Source organism: Microbacterium sp. B35-04, assembly GCF_010634885.1.
Classification (GTDB): domain Bacteria; phylum Actinomycetota; class Actinomycetes; order Actinomycetales; family Microbacteriaceae; genus Microbacterium.
On the sequence record NZ_MWLP01000005.1, the window covers coordinates 54,436 to 77,665 of the forward strand.

10 protein-coding genes are annotated in these 23,230 nt (G+C 67.1%); 1 reads left to right on the forward strand and 9 read right to left on the reverse strand.

Features of this window, described 5'->3' with window-relative positions:
- Nucleotides 1-133: 133 nt before the first annotated feature.
- The 6 genes from B1729_RS01100 to B1729_RS01125 all read right to left on the reverse strand — a co-directional run bounded on the left by B1729_RS01100 (nt 134) and on the right by B1729_RS01125 (nt 9,876).
- Nucleotides 134-4,453 carry a GH32 C-terminal domain-containing protein gene (locus B1729_RS01100; protein WP_163630250.1) on the reverse strand — a complete coding sequence of 1,440 codons (4,320 nt, stop codon included), beginning with the start codon at nt 4,451-4,453 and terminating at the stop codon, nt 134-136.
- A gap of 24 nt (nt 4,454-4,477) precedes the next feature.
- A complete protein-coding gene (locus B1729_RS01105) occupies nt 4,478-5,485 on the reverse strand; it encodes a glycosyl hydrolase family 32 (protein WP_163630252.1) in 1,008 nt (335 codons plus the stop codon).
- Nucleotides 5,485-6,417 (reverse strand): carbohydrate ABC transporter permease, encoded by a 933-nt coding sequence (locus B1729_RS01110; protein WP_163620661.1) that lies wholly within the window; start codon nt 6,415-6,417, stop codon nt 5,485-5,487. Before B1729_RS01110 ends, B1729_RS01105 begins: the two co-directional genes overlap by 1 nt.
- A 5-nt stretch (nt 6,418-6,422) precedes the next feature.
- Nucleotides 6,423-7,262, reverse strand: a complete 840-nt coding sequence (locus B1729_RS01115; protein WP_204318835.1) for a sugar ABC transporter permease — start codon at nt 7,260-7,262, stop codon at nt 6,423-6,425.
- A gap of 194 nt (nt 7,263-7,456) precedes the next feature.
- Complete coding sequence (locus B1729_RS01120; protein WP_163620663.1) at nt 7,457-8,746, reverse strand: extracellular solute-binding protein; 1,290 nt, start codon at nt 8,744-8,746, stop codon at nt 7,457-7,459.
- 47 nt (nt 8,747-8,793) lie between these two features.
- On the reverse strand, nt 8,794-9,876 hold the full coding sequence (locus B1729_RS01125) for a LacI family DNA-binding transcriptional regulator (RefSeq protein ID WP_163620664.1): 1,083 nt from the start codon (nt 9,874-9,876) through the stop codon (nt 8,794-8,796).
- A gap of 374 nt (nt 9,877-10,250) precedes the next feature.
- Here B1729_RS01125 and B1729_RS20850 point away from each other — a divergent pair, with 374 nt between their 5' ends.
- Nucleotides 10,251-13,172, forward strand: coding sequence for a LuxR family transcriptional regulator (locus tag B1729_RS20850; RefSeq protein WP_163630255.1), 2,922 nt, complete (start codon nt 10,251-10,253; stop codon nt 13,170-13,172).
- A 550-nt stretch (nt 13,173-13,722) separates the two neighbouring features.
- On the opposite strand, the gene B1729_RS01135 is transcribed toward B1729_RS20850, so the two are convergent.
- The 3 genes from B1729_RS01135 to B1729_RS01145 form a co-directional block, all read right to left on the reverse strand.
- Nucleotides 13,723-19,047, reverse strand: coding sequence for a glycoside hydrolase domain-containing protein (locus tag B1729_RS01135; RefSeq protein WP_163630257.1), 5,325 nt, complete (start codon nt 19,045-19,047; stop codon nt 13,723-13,725).
- Nucleotides 19,048-19,147: 100 nt separating this feature from the next.
- Nucleotides 19,148-22,093 (reverse strand): immunoglobulin-like domain-containing protein, encoded by a 2,946-nt coding sequence (locus B1729_RS01140; RefSeq protein WP_163630258.1) that lies wholly within the window; start codon nt 22,091-22,093, stop codon nt 19,148-19,150.
- Between the two features lie 151 nt (nt 22,094-22,244).
- Entirely contained in the window at nt 22,245-22,883 is a 639-nt protein-coding gene (locus B1729_RS01145) for a BMP family ABC transporter substrate-binding protein (RefSeq protein ID WP_163630260.1), read from the reverse strand.
- Nucleotides 22,884-23,230 lie beyond the last annotated feature (347 nt).

A 23,230-nucleotide genomic window follows, 5' to 3' on the forward strand; every position in this document is an offset into this window, starting at 1 on the left:
GTGAGAGCAAGATATCCGAGTCAGAGGTCGACGGTTTCCAACCTGCGCCGGTGAGTTCTAGCGGTACAGCTCGCGGACGGGTCGCCATCCTCCCGAGCTCAGTTCGGGAGGATGGCAAGCCCGCTGACCGCGACTACTGCGTCGTGGGGACGTTGATGTCGTCCACGCTGATGTGCCCCCACCCGCCGGTGGCGCGGTCGACGATCTCGATATAGAGGTCCTCGCCGATGTGCTCCGCCAGGTCCAGGTTTCGCCGCTGGTATTGCGCGCGCAGCGCCTCCTGCTCGTTTCCGGACACCTTGGCGAGCACCGCTCCGTCGGATGCGCGGATGGCGGCGACGTAAAGGTTGTCCGGGTCGTAGCCGCCGGCCGTGAGCAGGTCGATCTGGCCATCACCGCCGAGGGTGAAGGTGGCGGATCGCAGGGCGCCGGTGCCGGCGTCGCCGACGGCGTCGTCGAAGCCCCACAGGTGGCAGCGGTCAGTGCTGCCCCAGGCGTTGGCCTGTCGGAACGTGCCACCCCATCCCCAGTCGTCGGCGTTGGTCACGGTGGCGTTGCTGAAGGCGTTGCCGTCGATGACCGTCCAGTCGGTGAGATCGCATGAGGCGAAGTCCCCATTGGGGAGTCCGGTTCCTTCGGGCGTGGAGGGCTCGTCGAAGTGCGAGGGCGTGACGGGTCCGAAGGCGCCATCGAGGTTCCAGACCTTGACGGACTTGACCTGGACCTTCGCGTCACCGAGGACCCGCAGTCCGACGGCGTCGGCGAGTGTCGGGTAGACGCGGGTTGTCAGGGACTTCTTTCCGTCGACGTAGGCCTCGACGACGGAGCGGTCGACGTAGACGTGCATCGTGACCTTGCCGTTGGGACCGACGCTGAACTCGCCCGAGTTGACGCCCTTTCGCGTGTCCGGATCCAGGCTGGAGGAATTGCGATCGACGGCGAGCGTGTTCTCTGCCGGGTCAACGGTCAGGGTGGTGCGCTCCGTGCCGTCCGCACTGCGCCGCACTTCCAGGCCGACGGCCGAGTCGGTGCCCTTGACCTGAAATTCGACCTTCACCTCGAGCAGGTCGGTGAGCTGATCCTGCTTGTTCTCCAGGGCGGTGTTGGCCTTCGCGACGGTGGTGTTCTTGAGGTCCACCACCTGCTGAGCGCGCAGCGACTCGAGTTCCTCGATCGGTTCGATACCGACATCGCCGTTGGGCAGGATTCCCAGCGCGACGGGCAACCCCATGGAGTGCGCCCATCCGGCGTCGTAGTGGTCGGTTTCGCTGCGCCCGTCCTGGGTGATCGTGAAGAGGATCGTGCGGCCGTCGGGGTCGACCATTCCGGAGGGGCCGGTGAAGTGCTCGCCGTAGTCCCACATACGCGGCTCTTCGTGGTCGGGCACGAACGAGAACGTGTCGCGGTCCCATTCGCCCACCCAGTAGTAGGTGTTCTTCGCCGTGTTGATGTTGTACCCGTCGAACCAGGGGTTCACGACCAGGACGTGCTTCTCCTCGCCGTCGACGGCTCCGACGGGGAGCAGCACCGGCAGCTCCCACACCTGCCCCGTTTTGGGGTACTTCAGGGCGTCGCCGATGAAGAGTGGGTTGCGGTACTCCCAGTTCACCAGATCACGGGACGTGTAGAGCAGGGCGGTTCCGCCGACGCGGGTGTCCCCGTCGAGGATGCCGGAGCCGACGATCTGGTACCAGATCGGCTGTCCGTCGTCGCCGGTCTCCTTCCATACGAACGGGTCGCGGAACTGCCCGAACCACGGGGTGCCCACCGGGGACGCCAGATCGCGCGCCTGGGTGGTGACGGGCGCGGGCTCCAAGCGCCATTCGGTGAGGTCGCTGTTCTCCGCTCCGTCCACCGGCCATGCCAAGCCTGTGGCCTGGTTCGGCACCGCCGCGTCGTTGCCGGCAGTGTAGAACAGCACAGGCTTTCCGTCGGCGTCTAGGGTCGCACTCCCGGACCACACCCCGTCTGGTGTCACCGGCGCGGTCGGGGCGATCGCGACGGGCAGGTCCTCCCAGTGGACGAGGTCGTCGCTGATGGCGTGCCCCCAGTGGATCTGGTGCCAGTACGGTCCCTGCGGGTTGTGCTGGTAGAAGACGTGGTACTTGCCGTCGTAGTAGACAGGCGCGTGCGGCTCGTTCATCCAATGCTCCGGAGGCAGGAAATGGTACTGCGGCCGGTACCTGTCCCCGTCGAAACGGTCACGTGACGGCGTGATCGCCGGCGCGGTCGCGTCTGCACCTGCGTCGGCGGCAGCAGCGATCTCATCGGCACCGAGGAGGGCGTCGGTCACCGTCAACTCGTCGATGGCGCCGTTCCACATGTTCGCGCGGAACGCTCCGTTGATCACGGCGGCGTTGTTGTGGCGGCCGATCAGCAGCGGCCGCGATTCGGCGGCGAGGATGCGGGTGCCTTCGCCGATGTTCTTCTCAGCGACCTGTTCCCCGTTCAGGTACAAGCGGATCAGTCCGGTGCCGGCATCGTAGGTGGCCGCGACGTGGCTCCACTCGTAGCTGGGGAGAACGGCGTCGTCACCGACGCGGAGGGTGTGCCAGTTCACGCCGTCACCGAGTTCGAGGCCCCACGTGCCGTGCCGGTACATGCCGAGCAGGTAGCCGGTCTTGGCCTTGGCGTCGTGCTGGTTGACCACCGCGGAGGCCTGGCCGAGGTCGCCCCATTCATAGGAGCGCGGGGCGACCCACGCCTCGATGCTGAGTGTGCTGCTGGGGACGAGCGCAGCCGTTCCCTCCCGCTCGATGGATGTCGAGTAGCCGTCGAACAGCAGCGCACCGTCGACGACGCCGGCGGTCCACAGTGGGTCGCTGTCGGGCTTGTCGGCAGCATCGTTGAACACGTAGGCGACGGCATCAGAGGTCGCTGCCCCACCTGCGGCGGTCTTGCCGGATCCCTCGCCGAAGGACCAGTGCATCGGGTCGTTGAGGAGGGTTCGGATTCCGTCGGCGTTGAGGTGCCCGGTGGGCGAGTTGTCGACCAAGCGCAGCCGCACGACGTCGCCGCGGTGCGCGCCAAGGTCGATGGCCACCGGCTGATACGTGTCGGTCGCCTGGGGGACGCCGACGCGTGCGAGCTCACTGCCGTCGGTGTCCGAGACGATGGCCGCGTACACGTCGGGGTTCTTCGATCCGCCGAGCAGAAGGCGTACTTCCGCGTCCCCGCCGACTCGGAATCGGGGCGAGGTGAGGGTGCCGATGGCGTCATCCGAGTCCAGCGCGCCGCCCCACAGGTGGTACGTGCCCTCCGCATCGAAGGGGTGGCTGTCCGGTGTGGAGGTGGCGTCCGAGACGTGTGCCGCGGTGAATGCGGCTCCTTCGGCGGTCCAGCCGTCGAGCGTTCCGGTTTCGAACCCGGCGTTGTCGAACTCGTAGCCGAGGACCTCGACGTTGGTGTTGATCGCGTCGACGTTGATGTGCCCCCATCCGCCAGTGGCGGTGTCGACGACCTCGAAGTACAGGTCCTTTCCAAGGTGGGCGGCTGCGCTCCATCGCACCAGCGAGTAGCTCTCGGAGTCAGCGAAGCCGGTGTTGGTCGCCCGCATGAGCTCCGCTCCGTCAGACGCGCGGTGGAGGGCGACGTACAGATTGTCGATGTCGTTGCCCCCTCCGATCAGGAACTCGATGGTGCCGGTCCCGGTCAGCGTGAAGGTGGAGGAGCGCAGCGTGCCGGTGGGCGCGTCACCTCCGTTGCTGGCACCCCAGAGATGGTGGGTGCCGTCGTGGTTGAATGGCCCACCCCATCCCCAGTCGGTGGCGTCACTGATGTGCGCGTCAGTGAAGGCATCCCCGCTCACCACGTTCCAGCCGGTGAGGTCGCCGCTCTCGAAGCTGGGATTGATCACCTGGGTGACCGACGTCTCCGTGTAGGTGCGGACATCGTCCAGGTTGATATGCCCCCACCCGCCGGATGAGTTGTCGACGACTTCCAGGTAGAGGTCTTCGCCGAGTTCCGCGGACACATCCCACACGACTCGCGTGAGCGCTTCGGAGTCAGCGAACGCGGTGTTGGTCGCGCGTCGGATCTCGGTGTCGTCACTGGCGCGACGCAACGCGACATAGAGGTTGTCGATGTCGTTGCCGCCGCCGATCAGGAAGCTGACCTCGCCGATTCCGCCCAGGGTGAAGGTCGAGGACCGCAGCTTCCCTGTGGGTTCATCGCCCCCGGCCGCCGCTCCCCAAAGGTGGTAGGTGCCATCGGGGTTGAAGCAGCAGCCCCAGCCCCAGTCGGTCGCGTCGCTGACGTGCGCGTCGGTGAACGCGTTGCCCTCCAGCGCCGTCCAGCCCGCGAGGTCGCCGGTTTCGAAGCTCGGGTTCTCGATCGTGTTGGCTGCGGCGGTCGCCGTGAGCGGTGCCGTGAAACTCAGCACCCCCACGGCGAGGGTGCTTGCGACTGCGGCGGCGACAGCGCGCAGTGGCGCGCTCATCCTGGTTGTCCTCATGTCCATCTCCTTCGACGGCGGGGTTCAGGTGACGTTGGGGGTGCCTGCGGGAACGCGCAGCGCACCGTTGTGAATGTGGTCGAAACGGCCGTCTGCGACGCGCAGGTTTCCGTCGGTGCCCCACGAGACCGGCAACGGGTCCGAGAGCGCGCCCACGAATTCGCCTGCGGGGTCGACGTGAAGGAAGGCGAACAAGTACCAGCGGCCATCGCGGTCCCTCACCAAGCGACCGGCGTACAGCGATTCGTCGGTGAGTCGCACCGCCCGGCGGATGTCATAGGGGCCCTCGGGACGGTCGATCGGGACCGCCCACACCCCCCCTGCACTGTCGCGTCGTGACGCGCTCAGTTCGCCGGCCAGACAGCTGAAGATCAGGACGTGGCGACCGTCGATCTCGGCGACCTGGGGGACTTCCAGCTGTCCGAAGCCGGCTCCGGGCTCGGACCATGGCGGCTGCAGGGTCCAGGTCGAGAGGTCTTTGGACGTCGCGTGTCCGATGACGCCGCGATCGTCGGCGGCTCCCTGCTTGCTGCGGGCCGTGACCAGCATCTGCCATCCCGGAATGCCGGGCGCCTCGAACACCCACGGATCACGCCACGCCTCATCGAACCAGTCGCCGGAGTCGAACTTCTCATACCAGCGCGGGTCTGCCTCGGCGATCGCACCAGGCTGCTTCTCCCAGTGGTACAGGTCCGTGGAGGTCGCGAGGCCGACGCGCTGGATGGTGCCGGCTTCCGCGCGGGACGTGCCGGTGTAGAACATCCGCCAGACACCGTCCTGGCCCCGCACGACAGAACCCGTCCAGGTCGTGAAGTCATCGAATGCCGGGCCGTCGGCGGCAATCAGCGCGTCGGGCACCTCTCGCCAAGTGCGAAGGTCGTCCGAGACTGCGTGCCCGACAGTGACATGGAAGTGTCGGCGGTTCGGATCGTGCAGGGCGCGCGAAGCTTTCAGATAGAAGACGTGGTAGTCCGTACCGTCGTCGGCGAACCACATGTCCCATGTCCATGCGTCGGGAAGCGTGAATGGCATCAGCCTTTTACTCCTGAGGATGCGATCGAGTTGATGAAGGATTTCTGGAATGCGATGAACAGCGCCACGACGGGGATCGTGATGAGCGATGAGTACGCCATCACCTGCCCCCAGGACACGTTCAGTTGGAAGAAGTACTGAAGGCCGACCATCACCGGGCGCAGCTCTTCGCTCTGCACGACCATCAGCGGCCAGAGATAGGAGTTCCATGCCGGCAGGAAGGTCAGGATCGCGACCGTGGCGATGGCCGGGCCGGACAACGGCATGACGATGCGGCGGTAGATGCTGAACCACCCCGCCCCGTCGACGCGCGCGGCCTCATCCAGTTCCTTCGGAATGGAGGAGAAGTACTGATAGAAGAGGTAGACCGAGAAGGCGTTGGCGATGAACGGGATGATCTGCACGTGGTAGGTGTTCAGCCACCCTTGGCTGAATGCGAGGCTGAACCCGTCGGCCTCCAGCGAGGGCAGCTTGTTGACCCACCACAGCAGGGGCAGCGCGAGCGTCTCGAACGGCACGATCAGCGTCGCCAGGATGAGGGTGAGGACGAGCCCTCGGCCTCGCCACCGCAGTCGTGCCAGTGCGAAGGCGGCCATGCTGTTGATGAGGATGCCGAGCACCACGGTCGTAGCGGCGATCAGGACCGAATTCGCAAGGAACTGCCAGAACGGCACCCGGTTGAAGACGCCCTCGTAGTTGTCCAGGGAAACCTCACCGACCGGTGCGAATGCCCGCCAGGATCCGAGGTCGGCGAAGATCTGCAGGTCCGGTTTGAACGAGGAGACCGCCATGAAGACGATCGGCAGCGCGAAGAACAGCACCAGCGCGCTGCGCAACAAGGTGATGCCGACCGCGCGGCCCCGGCCGGGGCGGGCGACCCGCGGCTGGGTGTCGGTGACGTCGGGAAGGACGAGGCGCTGTGTAGCGGACATCGCGATCAGCTCCTTTCGCGGGTGAGGTAGCGCTGGATGCCGGAGACGATCAGGACCAGCACGAAGAACACGAGCGAGATCGCGGACGCCAGTCCCGTCTGCAGCTGCTGGTATCCGGTGCGCACCGCCTGGTAAACGACCGTGGTCGTGGTGTCGAGCGGCCCGCCATCGGTCATCACCGCGATCTGGGTGAACAGGCTGAATGCGGCGATGGTGATCGTGACGAGGATGAGGGTGGCCGTCTGTCGCAGCCCGGGCCAGGTGACGTAGAGGAACTGCTGCCACCTGCTCGCCCCGTCGATCTCGGATGCTTCATAAAGTTCTGCGGGGATGGTCTGAAGGCCGGCGAGCCAGATCACCATGTGGAATGCCACGCCCTGCCAGATCGACATGAACATGATGGCCGGCATGGCCCAGACGGGATCGTTGAGCCAGTCGATCGGGGTGTACGTGCCGAAGATCAGCGCCCCGAGCACCTGATTGATGAGGCCGTCCTTCTGGTACATGAAGCGCCACAGCAGCGAGACGACGACCATCGAGGTGACGACGGGCAGGAAGTAGACCGTGCGGAAGAAGTTGGTGCCGCGCACTTTGGCGTTCACGAGCAGCGCCAGCAGCAGCGCGAATCCCGCCTGAACCGGGACGACCACGATCGCGAAGTAGAACGTGTTCCGCACCGAGGCCCAGAACACCGGATCGGTGAAGAGGTACGCGAAGTTGTCCAGCCCGACGAACCGACCCGGACGAGGCGAGATGAGCCGGGTGTCGGTGAACGCGAGCCCGAACGCCAGCACGATCGGGATGATGAGGAACAGTATGAACAGGACGATCGCGGGGCTGATCATCCAGGCGGCTGCGGATCGCTCACCTCTGAGCGCCCGGGCCCTGTTCCGCCTCACGGGCGGGTCGGGAGGAGTGTCGATCGACTCCGCCCGGGCAGCGTCGAACGTACGGAATGTGGTCATGGTGATACCCCTGTCAGTCCGTGGGTGCGGCGCTGGTGCGCAGCACCGCACCCACGGGATGGCGACGTTCTAGATCAGAACGTGTAGCCGCCGTTCTGCTCGATGTCGCGGTCGATGTCCGTGACAGCCTTGTCGAGGATCGCCTGCGCATCGCCACCCGCCAGGATGTCCTGCGTGGCCTTCTGGAACACCGATGAGATGTATGGGTAGGCGGCCGTCTCCGGTCGCACCACCGCGAACTGGTTTGCGAGCTCGAGGTAGATGCGACTGTCGCCGCCCTCTGCATACGCGGGGACCTCATCCGCGGCAGCGAGCGTTCCCGGGATCAGCCCGGTTGCCTCGGCGTAGTCGACGAAGTACTTGGTGTCATGCGCGAACTCCAGGTAAGCCTGAGCGCCCTCCACCTCGTCACAACTGCTTGTCAGGCCCCACTGCCACGACCCCGCGCCGATGGTCGGCCCGTTGCCGAAGTCCGGCGGCGGCAGCACCACCGCATCGTCGAACGCTTCACGAACGGTGGTGTCGGCCCAGTTGCCGGTGTAAAGAATGCCGCTCGTTCCGTTGACCCAGTCCGCAGTGGCATCCGTTCCCGATGTCTGCGCCATGTAACCGTTATCCACGAGGCCGCGGAACCACGTCGCCCACTCCAGCGCCTCCGGGCCGTTGAGGGCGCCGTCGGCGGTCTCGAAGCTGGAGCGGTCGATCAGGTCGCCGCCGAAGCTCTGCAGCAGGGGTGAGTAGGCGTAGGGGATCCATTCGCCGCCGCCGCCGGTGCCGAAATCGACCGGGTACTCGAACTGGCCCAACGCGTCGATCTTGGTCAGCGCCTCGTTGAACTCTTCACCGGTCCAGGGTTCCTCGACCGTGGGGATGCGGACCCCCGCGGCGTTGAGCGTGGATTCCCGGCTGAACATCGCGAGGGCGACATCGAAGAAACCGTAGGCGTACACCTCCCCATCGATCTTGCCGAGGGTGCCCTCGAGCTGACCGTCGTAGGTGTCGTCGGGGAGCCCGAGCGGCTGGATGTAGCCGGCCCACGCCCAGTTCGCGACGTTCGGTCCGTCGATGTCGACGATGCACGGCAGATTGTCGGACGTCGCTGCCGCGACCACGGCGTCGTTGTAGGCGTCCTGTGGGAAGTCGGTGACTTTCACGACGTAGTCGTCCTGGCTGCCGTTGAAGTCGTCGACGATGGTGTTGATGACTCCGAGCTCGGCGTCGTTGCCGCCGGCATGGGTCCAGAGGTCGATGGTGGTTGCACCATCGGACCCGTTGCCGGATCCTCCTGCGGCGCAGCCCGCTGTTGCGACGACCGCGAGGGTCGTTAGGCTAGCCGCAACGATGCGGCCGATTTTTCGGGACACTGATCTCTCCTGTTCGGGTGGTGATTGTCTTGCGGTTCATCGACGGATCAGGCGTTGCCGCGCCTGTCAGCCGGTTGGTGCCACTCTCCCGGGCTCGAATCCTGGGAGGGTGGCGCTACCGAGTGCCGGTGGATGACCGGTCCTCGGATGCGTGTCGTCGGTGCAGCGGTGGGTGTGCGACCCGTCGAGATCTGGTGGAAGAGCTGCTCAGCTGCCCATACGCCCATGTCGTAGTGGGGAAGCTCAACCGTTGTGAGGCCGGGGTAGAGCCCGTCGGCGATGAAGTCCTGGTTATCGAAGCCAACGATCGACACTTCCTGCGGGATCCGGAGGTGCAGCTCGGCGGCGGCGCGGTACACGCCCATCGCGAGGCGGTCGTTGAAGCAGAAGATGCCGGTCGGCCGGTCGCTGTTTTCCAAGAGGCGTCGTGCCGCCTGGTAGCCGCCCTCGGGATCGGCGTCCGCGGCGATCACCTGCAGGTCCTCGTGGGCGAGCCCCCACGCTGCGGCGCGTCGACGGAAACCCTCTTCTCGGCCGAACGCGGCGGGTATGTCATCGATGTCGTTGATGAACGCGACCTTGCGGTGTCCGGCCGCGAGGAGGACCTCCGCGGCGTCTTCGCCACCGGCTGCCTCGTCGGGCACCGCCCACGCGACAGCGGGGTCGGCACAGGAGGCGTTGATGAGCACCGTGGGCACGCCGGCGAGTTTCGCGGGAAGCTCCACGGGGCGGTGGTACATCGCCGCATAGAGGATGCCGTCGACCTGCCGGCGAAGCAGTGCATCGATCTCGCGTTCCTCGACGGCGCGTTCGTAGCCGGTGTTGACGACGAAGACCACGGAGTCATGGCTGGTAGCCACATCCTGCGCACCGAGGATGATCTTGCCGGCGAACGGTGTCGTGGCGATCTCGTCGCCGATCAGGCCGATGGTGTGCGAGCGCTGCGTCCGGAGGCTCTGCGCCAAGATATTCGGGGCGTACCCCAGCCGCGCAGCCTCAGCCAGCACACGTTCACGGGTCTCCGGATGTATCCGCTTCCCAGGGACGTCGTTGAGCACGTGCGAGACCGTCGTGATCGAGACGCCGGCCGCTGCCGCGACCTGCTTGATCGTCACTCTGCTCTGCGCCATTGCTTTGCCCAATCGTTTTGCCCGGCATCAGTATGCGCATCGACGCCGTGCTGCGTCAAGTGCGAAAGTGAAGTTGACCGAATCGTTACTGGCCGTGGTGCGGCGCTTCCGGATTCTCGGATGCGACGTCCCTGCCTCAACGATTCGACGCGCCGCCGGAGGGTGCCGAGCTGACCAAACGAACAGTGGCCCGGCCATCCGTTCAACGTGCCCCAGCAGCGACGAGACGGATCCAAAAGGAATGAGCAGTCGCCCAATCTTCCGAACGACCAAGGTCTTAAGGGCTCAGCACGATACTTAGGACGATCCCCTGGTTCAAGACCGCCGGTGGGTGCCACGATGGGGGAATGGCCCGATCGCGGTCCTCGCCTCGAATGGTCGCACGCACGGAGGAACTGGGGCTCCTCCGCGACGCGTTCGCGCGCGGTCGAACGGGACAGCCCAGCGTTGTGCTCGTGCGCGGCGAAGCAGGCATCGGCAAGACACGCCTCGTAGAGGAGTTCATCGCGGGCATCGACTCCGACGAAACACCGCCAGTAGTCGTGGCCGTCGGTCAGTGCGTCCATCTCGGAACCATCGGGACACCCTTCCTACCCGTCCGGCGACTGCTGCGCGCCCTGCGCGGGAAAGTCGGAGATAACGCCTTCCGCGAGGCAGTGCAGGCGCCCGGACGTCTGGCGGTGCTGGGGGCGATCCTTCCCGAACTGGCGACCGAAGGGCCCGCATCGCTACCGGGCAACCCCGGGCTTCTGGCGGACGCGATCGAACAGCTCCTTGTGAACCTCTCCTTCGAGCGCCACCTCGTTCTCGTCCTGGAAGACCTGCATTGGGCGGACGCGTCGACGCTCGACCTGCTGCGTTCGCTCGCCATCACGGACGACGGATCGCACCTCACGATCATCTGCACATTCCGCCTCGACGACCTACATTCCGGCGATCCGGCCGCTCAGTTCCACGGCGAAGTGAGCGCCAGTCGCTCCGCGACGACAGTCGAACTCGGCCGACTCGCCCCCGCACACACCGCCGAGCTCATCGGCGAGCTCTCGCCCGGCCTGAACCCTCGCGCGGCGACGCGGGTCGCGGCGCGCAGCGAGGGCGTCCCCTTCATCGTGGAAGAACTGGTCGGGGTCGACGACGGCACCCTCCCCTCGACCCTGCGCGACATCGTGCTGGCGCGCATCGCGCGTCTGTCGCCCGATGCGAGGGATGCCGTGTCCGCACTTGCCGTGGGCGGCGACCGCGTCGACCACGCCGTCTTCGCGGAGATCGATGCGCGGGCAACGGCCGCGTCCATGCGAGAAGCGATCGAGTCACGCGTGCTCGTCGCGACCGACGGCGCGTACCAGTTCCGCCACGCACTCATCCGCGAGGCCGTCTACAACGAACTCCTTCCCGGCGAGCGCGCCGCGCTGCACGAGCAGTATGCGCGCGCCCTTCAGCCCCGTCTCGATGACGGGGAAACAAGACTTGCGACGGCCGCCGCGGAGCATTGGCTGCGCGGAGGAGACCTTCCTCGCGCTTTCGACGCATCGATGATCGCGCGCGAATACGCACGCGCAAGCCTCGCGGTCACGGGCGCGATCGAGCTCGGCGACCGACTGCTCAACCTGTGGGCGCAGATTCCGGACGCGGAGGCCCGCGCAGGGACGACTCTCGCCGACATGACGGTCACGATCATGCAGGAGTGCAACGCCATCGGGCGTATTACCGAGATGATCAGCATCGGCACCCGGACCATCACGGCACTTGGCGCCGCGGACCCTGTCGGCCGCGCGCGCGTCCACCGGTGTCTCGCTGTGGCGTACGCCAACGGTGATCGACCGAGAGAGGAGCGGCTCGAGCTCGGCAAGGCGCGGCGCCTCCTCGAGCGGGAGCACGGTCGGTCGAGGGACGCGACGCTTGCCCTCGTCGTGAGCATGGAGCTCATCTCGGCTGTCGCCGATGATCGTCTGCGGTTCCGTGGCGAGGTCGACGAGTGCCTCGAGCTCGCCCAGCGGTCATGCACCGACACGGAGATGGGCCCGGTCCTCACACACGCGGCCTGGGCACTCGCCGATCGGGGGTTCCTGCTCGATGCGGCCCGTCTGATTGAGCGGGCTGTCGAGGGGAGCCTTCTGTCCGGCAGCCTGGCGGCGCGCACGGTCGAGTCGCATGTCCTGGATCTGCTCGGCCGTTTCGACGACGCCGCTGAGGTTTCGGAGCAGTCTTTGACACTCGCGGGTGAGCTCGGGGTTCGCCCCGGTGAGGGGCTGCTCACGTTCTTCCTCACATCTGTCGCATGGGCCCGAATGGCCCTCGGGGATCTGCCCCGCGCGCACGCCGCTCTCTCACAGGCCATGGCAGACGTCCCTGAAGACGGCGGTGAACCGGACCGCGGTCGGATCGCCGTCATCGGCGCGACGATGGACACGTGGGACGGGCGCCCGCTCGACGCGGCGGCGGTCGAAGCAATGACCGCGTTGGCCGGCGGCGACGCCGACGATCGGCTCTCTGTGATGGTCGTGACTGCCGAAGACGAACTCAATCGGACCGAGGACGCCTCCGGGCTGGGGCGGCGGCGGGCGACCGAAGGCGCCGTCCGAGCTTTCGCGCCCCTGGCGGACCCCTCCATCTCGACCCACACGGGCGACCTGCGCGCCGCCCTTCCGGCAATGGCGCGTACGGCGCACCGAGCCGCTGCCGAAGGACTCGCAGGCGAACACCTCGCGCAGCTGATTCGCACGCGCGACGCCACGATCGCCGACCTCGGCGACGACCCCGGCGGGCTCACGTTGCGCGCCGTGGCCGCAGCCGAGGTGACGCAGGCCATAGAGCAAGACGTCGTAGACGCCTGGCATGCAGCCGCGGACGCGGCCGCGGCGGGGTTCGTTCCGGTCCGCTATCGCCTCTACGCGGAGTACCGACTCGCGGTGGCGCTCACTCAGGCCCGCGACACGACCGGGGCAACACGGATGCTCTCCCATCTGATCGACGAAGCGCCGACGAAGGGAGCTGCGGTCGTCGGCAAGTGCGCAAGGGCTCTCGCTTCACGACACGGCATCCGGGTCACCCCGCGACGCGAAGCGGCTCCCCCTGATCCGACGACTGGCCTCGAGAGGCTAACGCCGCGCGAGCACGAGGTGCTATCGCTGGTCGCTCAGGGACGCTCGAACCCAGAGATCGGCCGCAAGCTGTACATGTCGCCCAAGACCGCGTCGGTCCACGTCTCTTCGATCCTCGTCAAGCTTGGCGCGAGCAACCGCACCGAGGCGGCGACGTTGTATGCAACGGCTCTGGCTCACGGGGATGCCGACTGAGTGGTCCGTTCCGGCATCCGTTCGCGCCATTCTTAATGGGTGGGACGACTCGCAGTGGGGACTCGCTTGTCGTGGCTGGCGGTCGGCGAAGTCCTCACCGAACTCACCCTCAACCCCGCCCACGGCTACCAACGCAAAACGGCTGGACCCCCGCCTCCGGGGGTCCAGCCGTTCACGATGTCCTGAGACATCACACATCACAATGGCGGTGACGGTGACGGTGGGATTTGAACCCAAAGAGGTTCGATCCGTTCCAATCTGTCTCGACCGAGAACCGCGGAATTCCGCGGCTGCGACCGACCGTTCGCTGCTGCCGTTCGCCCCGAATCACTCCTGATCCGGATCACCTGTGGGCACGGCGTGGGCACGAGGTCACCGGCCGCGCAGGTGCGATCACACGGGAGGCTTGAGTGACAGCTGAGCGGCTGCACTGGCTGCGGGCATGGAGTTGCAGGAGCTCGGCGACGTGCCAGCTTGAAGACCGTTGAAGCCGTTCAGACCGACGCGGTAGTCGGAAACACCGTCACCGAGCCCCCGCCCTCGGGTCGCGTCACTTCAGGGCGACCACCCGCAGTTCGGACGTCGCCGACGCGGTCGTGTATCCCGTGAGCTTGCCGGTGACGGTGACGGAGATCCGGTGTCCTCCGTCGCCGGGCACGAGCTTGTAGCTGCTCTTCGTAGCGCCCTTGATGGGCGATCCGTCGCGGAGCCACTGGTACGTGAAGCTTGTGCCGTCGGTCCACGATCCGGGCTTGGCCGTCACGGTCGACCCCACCTTGAGGGTGCCTGAGATCGTCGGGACGGCCGTGGTGAGCGTGGCTGCGAGGACTGTCACGACGCGCTGCTTCGACGTCTCGTTGCCCGCAGCATCGACCACCGTGTAGCTGAGCGTGTATTCGCCGAGTACAGCGGTGTCGACAGTTCCGGTGACCACGATCGATCCGCTCAGCTCGCCGTCCACCCGATCGACCGCGGTGACCCCCGCAAGTGGATCGAAGACAGTCCCGTACACGACGGATCCGGCCCCGGGCACCACGAGCACCGGTGCGGTGACGTCGGGAACGACCAGGCCTCGCAGCGCGGCCGCGAGGTCGTCCACCGCGACCGTGTACGCCTCGTACGACGCGTCGCCAGGCAGCGCCTGCGCCGCGACGAACGCCGAGGTCAGCGCGGCCGCCGTCTCCGGCGTGTACTGCGCGGTGTCGATGGCATCGGCCGCGGCGACCAGCAGCGGCAGGCGCCGCATGACCGTCCAGTCCAGCTGGCCGGCCGCCAGATTGAGCACGCGCAGCGCCTCGTCCACGTCATCCTGTCTCGCCACGGCATCCGCGGCAGTCCGGGTCGCATCGTCTAGCGCTCTGCCGAACACAGCGAAGTCGATCGCGACGTACCTTTCCTCTGCTGCCAGCACGCCCGTCGCGTCGGCGATGGCGGTCTGCAGCGCGGTGCGGTCGACCGCCGGTTCCTGAGATGCGGCAGGGGCGAACTCGAACCAGTCGAGGTTGGAGACGTAGTTGTAGTCCTGCCCGGCGATCGGGTCGGCGTGCATCACGACGATGAGCCGGTGGTCGCCCGAGACCGGGCGGTCGAGCTCGACCGTCGTGGTGACGTAGTTCACCCACGCGCCGGTCTTCGGTAGCGCTGCCGTTCCGATCCGGTTCGCCTCGGACCTGTCGTCGATGTAGAACTCCAGGCGCGGGTTCGCGCCGACACGGTCGTCGCGGGTGGAGGTGCGCACCGAGAGAGTGTTCAGCGGCGCGGCGCCGAAGGAGACGCGCTCGAAGGTCAGCTGCCCGCCGCTCCAGGTGCCGCCGACGTTGCCCGTCGGGCTCGTGCCCTCCTTCTTCAGGCCGTTGCCGTTGTCGGCTGTGTAACCCTCGGCCTGCACGCGCACCGGCTCAGCAGGAACATCCTTGGCGGGCCGGAGCAGCGTGACGCGGTCGATCTCGATGGCACCCGGGTCCAGGCGGAGGCTGAACGTGGGGTTCCAGGCCTGAATCTGCTCGGCGGTCATGACGGAGCCGAGCTGGCCGGAGCGGATCTTCCGCCAGGTGCCGTTCTCCTCGATCCACGAGGTGATGGTGCCGTGGGCGACCACCGTCGCGAAGCGATCGCCCGGGTTCCATTGCACACCGGTAAGCGAGCCGACCCCGAGGTTCTTGTCCTGCCCGTCGACAGACACGTCGAAGCCGCTCTCGGCGCGGGTGTTGTTGAACCAGCTGTGTGCGCGGCTGCGGGGGCCGTCGGTGATGCCGATGAACAGGCTGTCCTCGGCGGCACGGGTGCCGGCGAAGTTCGCGGGTTCGACGACCAGCGCGAAACTCTCTCCCGCCTCGGCGGGGAGGGCGACGTGGCTCCAGCGTCGACCCTCGGCCGTCGCGTTCAGGACGCCCTCGGCGGTGTCGACCGACAGCCCCGCTGCCGGCTCGTTGACGTCCGCGAACGCGGTGTACTCCGCCAGACGGTCCGTAGTGAAGTCGTCGTCGAACGCGACATCGCCATACGTGATGCCGTCGAGCCGCACGCGGTCGGATGCCGCCGCGATCGTCAGCGCCTCACCCGCCTGCGTGAGCGTGTCCAGCGCGGACTGAAGTTGCTCGTCGGTGGCCGCGTCATCGGCGAGCACAGCCTGAGCCGCATCGCGTGCGGCGACGAAGCCGGCGTAGGACGACGTGGAGTATTCACCGCGGACGACGAGCTCGGCATCCGCCACAAGCGTCGCGAGCTTGGCGCGCCACTGCGGGTCGAGCGTCAGCGTCAGCGTGCCGAGTCCGGAAATGCCGTCGCCGCGCACACCTGAGGCCGCCGTGCCGGCGAAAGCGGCGTCGGTGAACGCCAGCGCGAACGATGCGCGCTGGGCGTCACCGAGCGAGCCGGTCAGGCGCAGGTCGACCGTGGCGTCGTCGCGCTTCACAGCGGAGCCCGTCACGCCTGCAGGGAGGCCGGGCAGCGTCAGCGCGCCGTCCACGACGAGGTCGCGTCCGTCAGCACCGGCGAACTGCGCGCCGCTCAGCGTGAGCGCCACCTGGGTGTCGACCGCACCGTCGGCCGCGACGACGAGGCGCGTGCGCTCGGCGTGCAGCGAGACACCGTCGAAGGTGACTTTGAGGGTGAGCTCGCGCGGCCCGGTGGACGGCTTCCGGCTGAAGGCTGCATCCGAGATGCTCACGACGAAGTCGTCGATGCTGTCCATGGTGCCTGACCGCTCAGCCTTGCCGGTGAGCTTCAACGTGACGGCGCGGTCGCCGGTTCGCTCCGCGACCAGGGTCAGTCCGGCGGGCACGTTGGCCGCGGAGATCGCACCGGCTGCCGCGAGGTCGGCGCCGTTCGTGCCCGTGAACGTGCCGTTGGCGAGGTTCAGCGCGATCGTGTCGCCGATGGATCCGTCGCCGGCTGCAGCCTCGGTGAACTCGCGCGAGTCGACCGAGATCGCGTCGGTCGGGTTGTAGATCGAGCTCGGAAGGTCGTCGCTCAGCGAGGACGGCGCAACGCCGTCGGCCGCCCAGGAGGAAGGCTGCTCGCCCATCGTGAACGACAGCTTTCCGCCTGCAGTGAGCTGGTCGTATGTCACCCACGTGCGGCCGAAGTCCTGGCCGTTGAGTGTGGCGGACTGGATGTAGTAGTCGTCGGGGGAGACCCCGTCGGCGGAGATGTCGAAGGTGCGGCCCGAGGCGTAGTTGATGCGCACGTTCTCGAAGAACGGCGTGCCGATCTGATACTCGTCCGATCCGGCGGCGACCGGGAAGAGGCCGAGCGCTGCGGCCACGAACGTCGACGACATCGTGCCGGTGTCGTTGTCCATGGTCGGCAGGAAGCCCTGCGGGCTGTTTTTGAAGACCTTGGTCTTCAGCGGCGGGGTGAACTCGCCGCCCCCCGAGGGCGCCTCGTGCGTCGAGCCGGTCGCGATGTACCGGTTCCACGTCTCCTTGGTGTAGATGTTTCGCACCCAGTACTGCGTTTTCGACGGGGCGCCGACGTAGTTGAAGAGGTACGGAGCTTGCAGGTCGATCTCATTGGCGTTCGCGTGCAGCATCCGCCGGCCGTCGTCGGGAGCGTGCTCGCCGAACATGAAGCTCAGCGCGGACAGTGCGCGGTCCTCGCCCCCCATGAGCTGGAGCATCCCGCCCATGTCGCCGGCCGCGTACCAGTTGTACTGCCAGAGCGTGCCCTGGTAGACGTTGCCGGACTCGAAGCGCTCCGGGTCGACGTCCAGCCACGCGCCGTCGGCGCTCTTCGGGATGACCAGGCCGCTGGTGCTGCCATCAGCGAGAGTGACGGCATCCTTCTTATAAAGGTGCGTCCAGTTCGCGGCGCGCAGCCGGTAGTCGTCGGCCTCGACGGTCTTGCCGAGCGAGTCGGCGATCGTCGCCATGGCCCAGTCGTCGTAGGCGCTGCCCAGGGTGTCGTCCACCTCGTTGGCGATATAGCCGCGTTTGACGTTGTCGGCGTTCGCGTAACCGCCCTGCGACTGGGAGACCAGCGCCGGCCATGCCCGGTCGAGGCCGTGCAGCTCGGCGCCCTTGGCGATCGCATCGGCGACCACGACGGCGGCGCGCTCGAAGCGAACGGTGGGCACCGCGTGCACGGCGCCGGAGAGCGAGCTCTTGCCGCTGTCGGCGAAGGTGGCGTACAGGTCGACGATCGACTGCGCGATGTCGCGGAACACCTCCGGGTAGCCGATCGCGAGGATCTCGTACTTGCGGAAATCGTCCCAGAATCCCCAGCCGTCGTAGTGAATGTAGCCGTCAACCGCATGCACCTGGCCGTCCAGGCCCCGGTACGTGCCGCTCGTGCTCGTAGCATTCATCGGCATGCCGAACATGCGATACAGGTGCGTGTAGAACAGCGTCCGCAGCTCGCCGTCGGGGTCGCTGACGTCGGACGCGGTCACCGCCAGGCGCCCGAGGATCTCGTTCCAGGCGGCCGACGTCTCGGCGCGCACCTGCTCGAAGCTGCGGTCGCCCATCTCTGCGCCGAGGTCGATGCGGGCCTGCTCGGCGCTGATCGGCGAGATCGCGACCTCGAGGCCGACCTGCTCGCCCGCGTCCACGTCGAAGTCGAGGATCGCGCCGATGTCGGTGCCCTCCTGGTGCAGAGCCGTGCCGAGGGCGCCGGAACCGCTCCAAGTGCGCACCCCCTTCGCCGCGACTGTGGTCTCGGCGTAGTAGTGCATCTTGTAGTCGTAGCCGTTGAAGTGGCCGGCGAATTCGCCGGAGAGGGCGATCCGGCCGTCGTCGAGCGTGGCGATGTTGAGGGCGGCGCCGTTGCGCCGGGTGAAGTTGTTGCGCAGGTCGACCACGAGCGAGGCGGTGCCCGCCTTCGGGAAGGTGAAGCGGTCCTGACCCGTGCGGACGTCCGTGGTTGCCTCCGCGAGGATCGGATCCGCACCGGCGTCGACGGTGACCGCCCCATCGTCGCCGGTGGTGGTGGTCAGCTCGACACCGTAGTAGCCGGGCTCAGCGTCTTCAGCGTCGTGACTGTAGTTCTTCGCGTACGAGCCGGTGGACGGCCGGTTCGTGTACGTCACGTACGTGGGCACGACGAGGAGGTCGCCGCCGCCGCCTGAGCCGCCCACGCCGTTGAGGTTCGTGTGGGTGAACCCGGCGATCTGATCTTCGGCGTAGTCGTAGCCGCTGTGAGAGCGCGCGCCCGTCGTCAGCGGGTTGATCTTGACAATCGAGTTGGGCGCCTCGGCGCCGGGCAGATCCTGTCCGAAGTCGTCCTCGGTGGAGACGAACGAGTTGACGAGATCGGTGAAGTCGGTGGAAGGGGCAGTCTCGACGGCGGTCGCCGCGGTCGGGACGAGACCGGCGAGGATCAGAGCGGCGAGCACGCCCCCGGCGACGAGCCGGAGGGGGCGGGATGACGTGGACATGCGCTGTGGGTTCTCCTGGGACGAGATCGAGAGGGCGCAGCTTTCGCCGCGAACGGGTGGGCCGGGTCGGGACCGCGCGAGCGATCCCGACCCGGGCGTGCTACTTCTGCTTGCCCTTGACCACAGGGGCTGTCGCCTCCGAGGTCTCGGACGCGGTCGCATAGCCGGACAGGGATCCGGTGACCTCGACGGAGATCCGATGGCCGCCGCTGGGTCCGGTCACCTTGAGCGACACGGACGTCGCCCCAGGGATCGGCACGCCGTCGCGCAACCACTGGTAGCTGAGCTCCGCGCCTTCGGTCCAGGTGCCGGGCAGCGCCGTCAGCACGCCGCCGACCTTCGCGGGACCGGAGACGATCGGCACGTCGGTGGTCAGCGTCGCCTCGACGACCGTCACGTTGCGCTCCACGGTGCTGGTGTTTCCGCGAGCGTCGGTCACTGTGTAGGTGAGCGTCTGCGCACCGAGCACCGCGGTGTCGACGGATCCGGTGACGGTGATCTTCGCGGTGAGGTCGCCGTCGACGTTGTCCTTCCCCGAGACGCCGTCGAGCGGTTCGAACGCGGAACCGAAGGGGACGTCGCCGTCGGCCGGCACCGTGAGCTCGGGCGCGGCGTCCTTGGTGAGGACGACCTCGTCGACCACGCTGTTCACGGGCTTCGCCGCGCCGTTTGCCTGGCTGCGCAGGGTGCGCAGCGTGATCGATCCGTCGGTCACCTCGACCACCGAGTAGTTGCGCACCTTCTCCTGGTTCTGCGCCGAGGCCCACCAGGCATCCGGGGCAGTCGTGTTGTAGTACTTCGATCCACTGGCCGAGTTCGCGGTGAGATACAGCACTTCACCGGCCTTCGCCTCGACTCGGCTCTGACCCGACAGCTCGCTCGCGTTCGCGAGCTGGCCGTCCTTGATGAGGTAGCTGCGGGTGTAGTTGTGGTCGTGACCCATCAAGACGACGTCGAAGCCGAGCTTCGAGATCTCGCTGGGCAGGGAGTTGCGCCGATCCAGGATGTCGCCGTCGTTGACGTGTGCGGCCACCGAGTAGATCGAGTGGTGGAACGCGAGCACCTTCCACTTTGCCTCGTGGCCGTGCTCGGCGATGACCTCCTCCATGAAGGCGAAGTGCGAGGCGTTGTCGCGACTGTTCGAGTTGATGTTGAGGAACAGCACGTCCTTATAGATGAACCAGTAGTCGCCACCCGATGCCGTTGCACTGCCCGCGCCCGCGGTGAGGTCCTCATTCGGCAGGTTGAAGTGCTGCTCGTATGCCTTGGATCCGACGTCGTGGTTGCCGTTGGTCACCACCAGGGGGATGCTGCGCAGCTGCTCGGGCTTGAGGAACGCGTTGTACTCGTTCTCGTTCGGAGCGCCTTCGACCTGGTCGCCGGCAGAGAACAGCAGCTCGGCGTCGGGATAGCTCGCGGCGGCGACGTTCACCGTGTCGACCCAGCCTCGCTCGTCGGCGGCGAGGTTGCCGGACGCGCCGACCTGCGGATCGCCGAAGAAGAGGAACGAGAAGTCACCCGCGAAAGCCTGGGTGCGGAAGCTGTAGGCCGGCGACCAGCCGTTCTCTTCGCTGCCAACGCGGTAGGCATAGGCCGTGTTCTCCTCGAGGCCGGTGAGCGTGGTGTCGCGGAAGAACTCGCCGCTCGTCGTGCTCCCGGTCTTCGTCGTGGCGAACTCCGCGGCCGAGTCGGGGAACGCTCCGTCGACGAAGTCGGACGCCTTGGCGAGCTGGGCGACCTGGGGCACATCGGCATCCGAATACCACGTCAGGTTGCGCTGCGCCTCGGTGGCGCCGATGCCGAGCACGACATCCGAGATGTTCAACGCGACCGGGCCATCGGTCTTCGCGACGGGTACGAGCGACTTCAAGTCGAAGTAGATGTCGCTGCTGGATTCGCGGTCCTGGTACAGGGCCACCGCGATTGTGTTCTCGCCGGCGACGAGGGCCTCCGCGGGGATCGTGAACGTGCTCGTCACGGGGTCGCCGCCACTGGCGCCAGCGTAGGCGAGGTTCTGGTTGGGCGCCGTGTCGACTCGACCGTCCACGAAGCCGGCGACCCTCTGGCCGTTGACGTAGATGCGCACGGCGTCGTCGTACGTGATAGTGCCCTTCAGCGACGCGAGCTGCGCAAGCTGTCCCTCCGTGAGGGCGATGTCGGTGCGGAAGTGGTACGTGGGTATCGCCGGCTGCGCGATCCCGTTGATGTAGTGGCGGAGTGTGGTGGTGATCGGGAAGTTCGCCCCGATGGCTCCGGTGCCGCCGTTCTTCGCGCCGAAGGCGCCGGGCGCCTCGGTCCACGCTGCGTCATCGAAGCCCGCGGTCGTCCATGACAGTGAGCCGTCGCCCGATGGGTCCGTGTTGCTGTCGGAGTACTTCCAGGCGTCCGACGTCGTGAGGAACGTGTCGGGAAGGGCCGCCGGGCCGAACTCGAAGTAGTCGAGGTTGCTGACGAAGGGGTGATTGGCGTCGGGTGTCACATGCATCGCGACGATGAGCTTGTGCGCGCCCGACACCTCTGTCGGCAGGCTCACGGTGGTCGTGTTGTACGCGTTCCAGTTGGATCCCGTGACAGGCAGCGGCACAGTGGCCAGCTTTCCGGCGTCGGTCTTCTCGTCGAGGTAGAACTCGAGGTACGGGTTGGCGCCTACGCGACTGGAGTTGTTCACGTAGCGCACGGTGAGCGAGCCGAGGGGCGCGATGCCGAGCTCGACCCGGTCGAACGTGATCTCGGCGCCGTCCCACGTGCCGCCGACGTTGCCGAGAGGGGCGCCTGTGGCGTCCGCGCCGGTCTCCTTCTTCGTGCCGCCGCCGTTGCTGGCCGTGTAGTCCTCGGCCTGGATCCGGACTGGCTGGCCGGTTGCATCCATGACGTTGGCGACTGTCGTGGGCAGTTCCGTCGCGACGGCCGCGGGGGCCGTGGCCAGGAGCGAGCCGGCGGTGAGCGTGAGGAGGATCGCGCTGGCGAGGCCTCGACGACCGGGGCGGTGGCGTCGCAGGTGGGAAACGGGGTCGGGGATGATCGAGGGCACATCGATGGTCAGCAAGTTGTCACACGCCGATCTTGAGTCTTCTGCAAAGGGATATGGGGCGCGATGCGCCTCGACGACTTTCCGCGTGGTGAATGGCGGTGTACGAACATGGAGGTGAACAGCCAGAATCCGACGCGTGAAGGATCCCTTGCAGGCTCGAGCGCGACTACTCGAGGCGCAGGACCACCCCCGTCACACCGGAGTCGATGCTGGCCGCTCCGACGGCGAACGCGTCGACGCCGCGTTCCTCGGTGATCACGCTGTCGTCGAGCGCGCCGTCCGCGGACGCGGCGGATCCCCGGGAGGTCGCGCCATCCCAGATCACGGCGGTGACGTTGTCGGTGGGCTCGGCGAGCTGCGCCCCAATGATGAGGAACTCCCGCTCCAGCAGTTGCGCGGTCTCGAAGGAGAAGAGGTCCACGACCCCCGCGCCGAGCCCGACGATGAGGTCCGGCTCTGCGGCGAGCGCGCGATCCAGCGCCGCGTCGACCCCGTCGATGTCGGGTACGTCCGCCGGGAACACCAGAAGCTCCGCTCTGCGCTCTTGCGCGAACCGGTGCGCGGCGTCGAGCAGGGCGGTGGACGTCGCGGAGCCGTCTCGCGTCACGACCGCGATTCTGTAGCCCGCGAGCGCCTCGACGTCCTGAGAGGGTGTTACAGCGATCGTTCGACCGGGCTCGGGCACGATTTCGTGCGCATCCGGGGTCGGCGACCCGGTCTCGAGGGGATCCCGTGACCCCATCGCTGCGCATCCGGTGAGGAAGATGGACGCCGCAAGCGCGAGCCCCGCGACGAGCGGGAGCAAAGCCCGTTCCTTCATGACCATCGCGCGTCAGTCAAGCGTCTGGCGGTGGAGCGATGGTGGCGCCCGCATGACCGACAGATGAACGCTGCTGCAAGCGCCGTTTGCAGATCAGTGGGACCGCGAAAATACCGTGGGACAGATACCCACGCGAAATCGTGTGGGCATCCTGTGGGCACGGATGATTTTCAACGTCGGTCCGGATCATCCTCGATCCGTCTCCATCTCGCCGGTTCGGGCCGACGCGGCAGACCTCGCCGCGAGGGCGCTCTGCGAGAAAACCCCTGTCCACGCCCGTGCCCACATCCGAGAGGAACGGGACGGGTCCAAAAGGAATGAGCCGGATCGAA

What these genes read in the sequence shown, in the direction of transcription:
- B1729_RS01100 (WP_163630250.1), bottom strand. Translation starts at nt 4,453, where the DNA reads ATGAGGACAACCAGGATGAGCGCGCCACTGCGCGCTGTCGCCGCCGCA.
- B1729_RS01105 (WP_163630252.1), bottom strand. Translation starts at nt 5,485, where the DNA reads ATGCCATTCACGCTTCCCGACGCATGGACATGGGACATGTGGTTCGCC.
- B1729_RS01110 (WP_163620661.1), bottom strand. Translation starts at nt 6,417, where the DNA reads ATGTCCGCTACACAGCGCCTCGTCCTTCCCGACGTCACCGACACCCAG.
- B1729_RS01115 (WP_204318835.1), bottom strand. Translation starts at nt 7,262, where the DNA reads ATGATCAGCCCCGCGATCGTCCTGTTCATACTGTTCCTCATCATCCCG.
- B1729_RS01125 (WP_163620664.1), bottom strand. Translation starts at nt 9,876, where the DNA reads ATGGCGCAGAGCAGAGTGACGATCAAGCAGGTCGCGGCAGCGGCCGGC.
- B1729_RS20850 (WP_163630255.1), top strand. Translation starts at nt 10,251, where the DNA reads ATGGTCGCACGCACGGAGGAACTGGGGCTCCTCCGCGACGCGTTCGCG.
- B1729_RS01135 (WP_163630257.1), bottom strand. Translation starts at nt 19,047, where the DNA reads ATGTCCACGTCATCCCGCCCCCTCCGGCTCGTCGCCGGGGGCGTGCTC.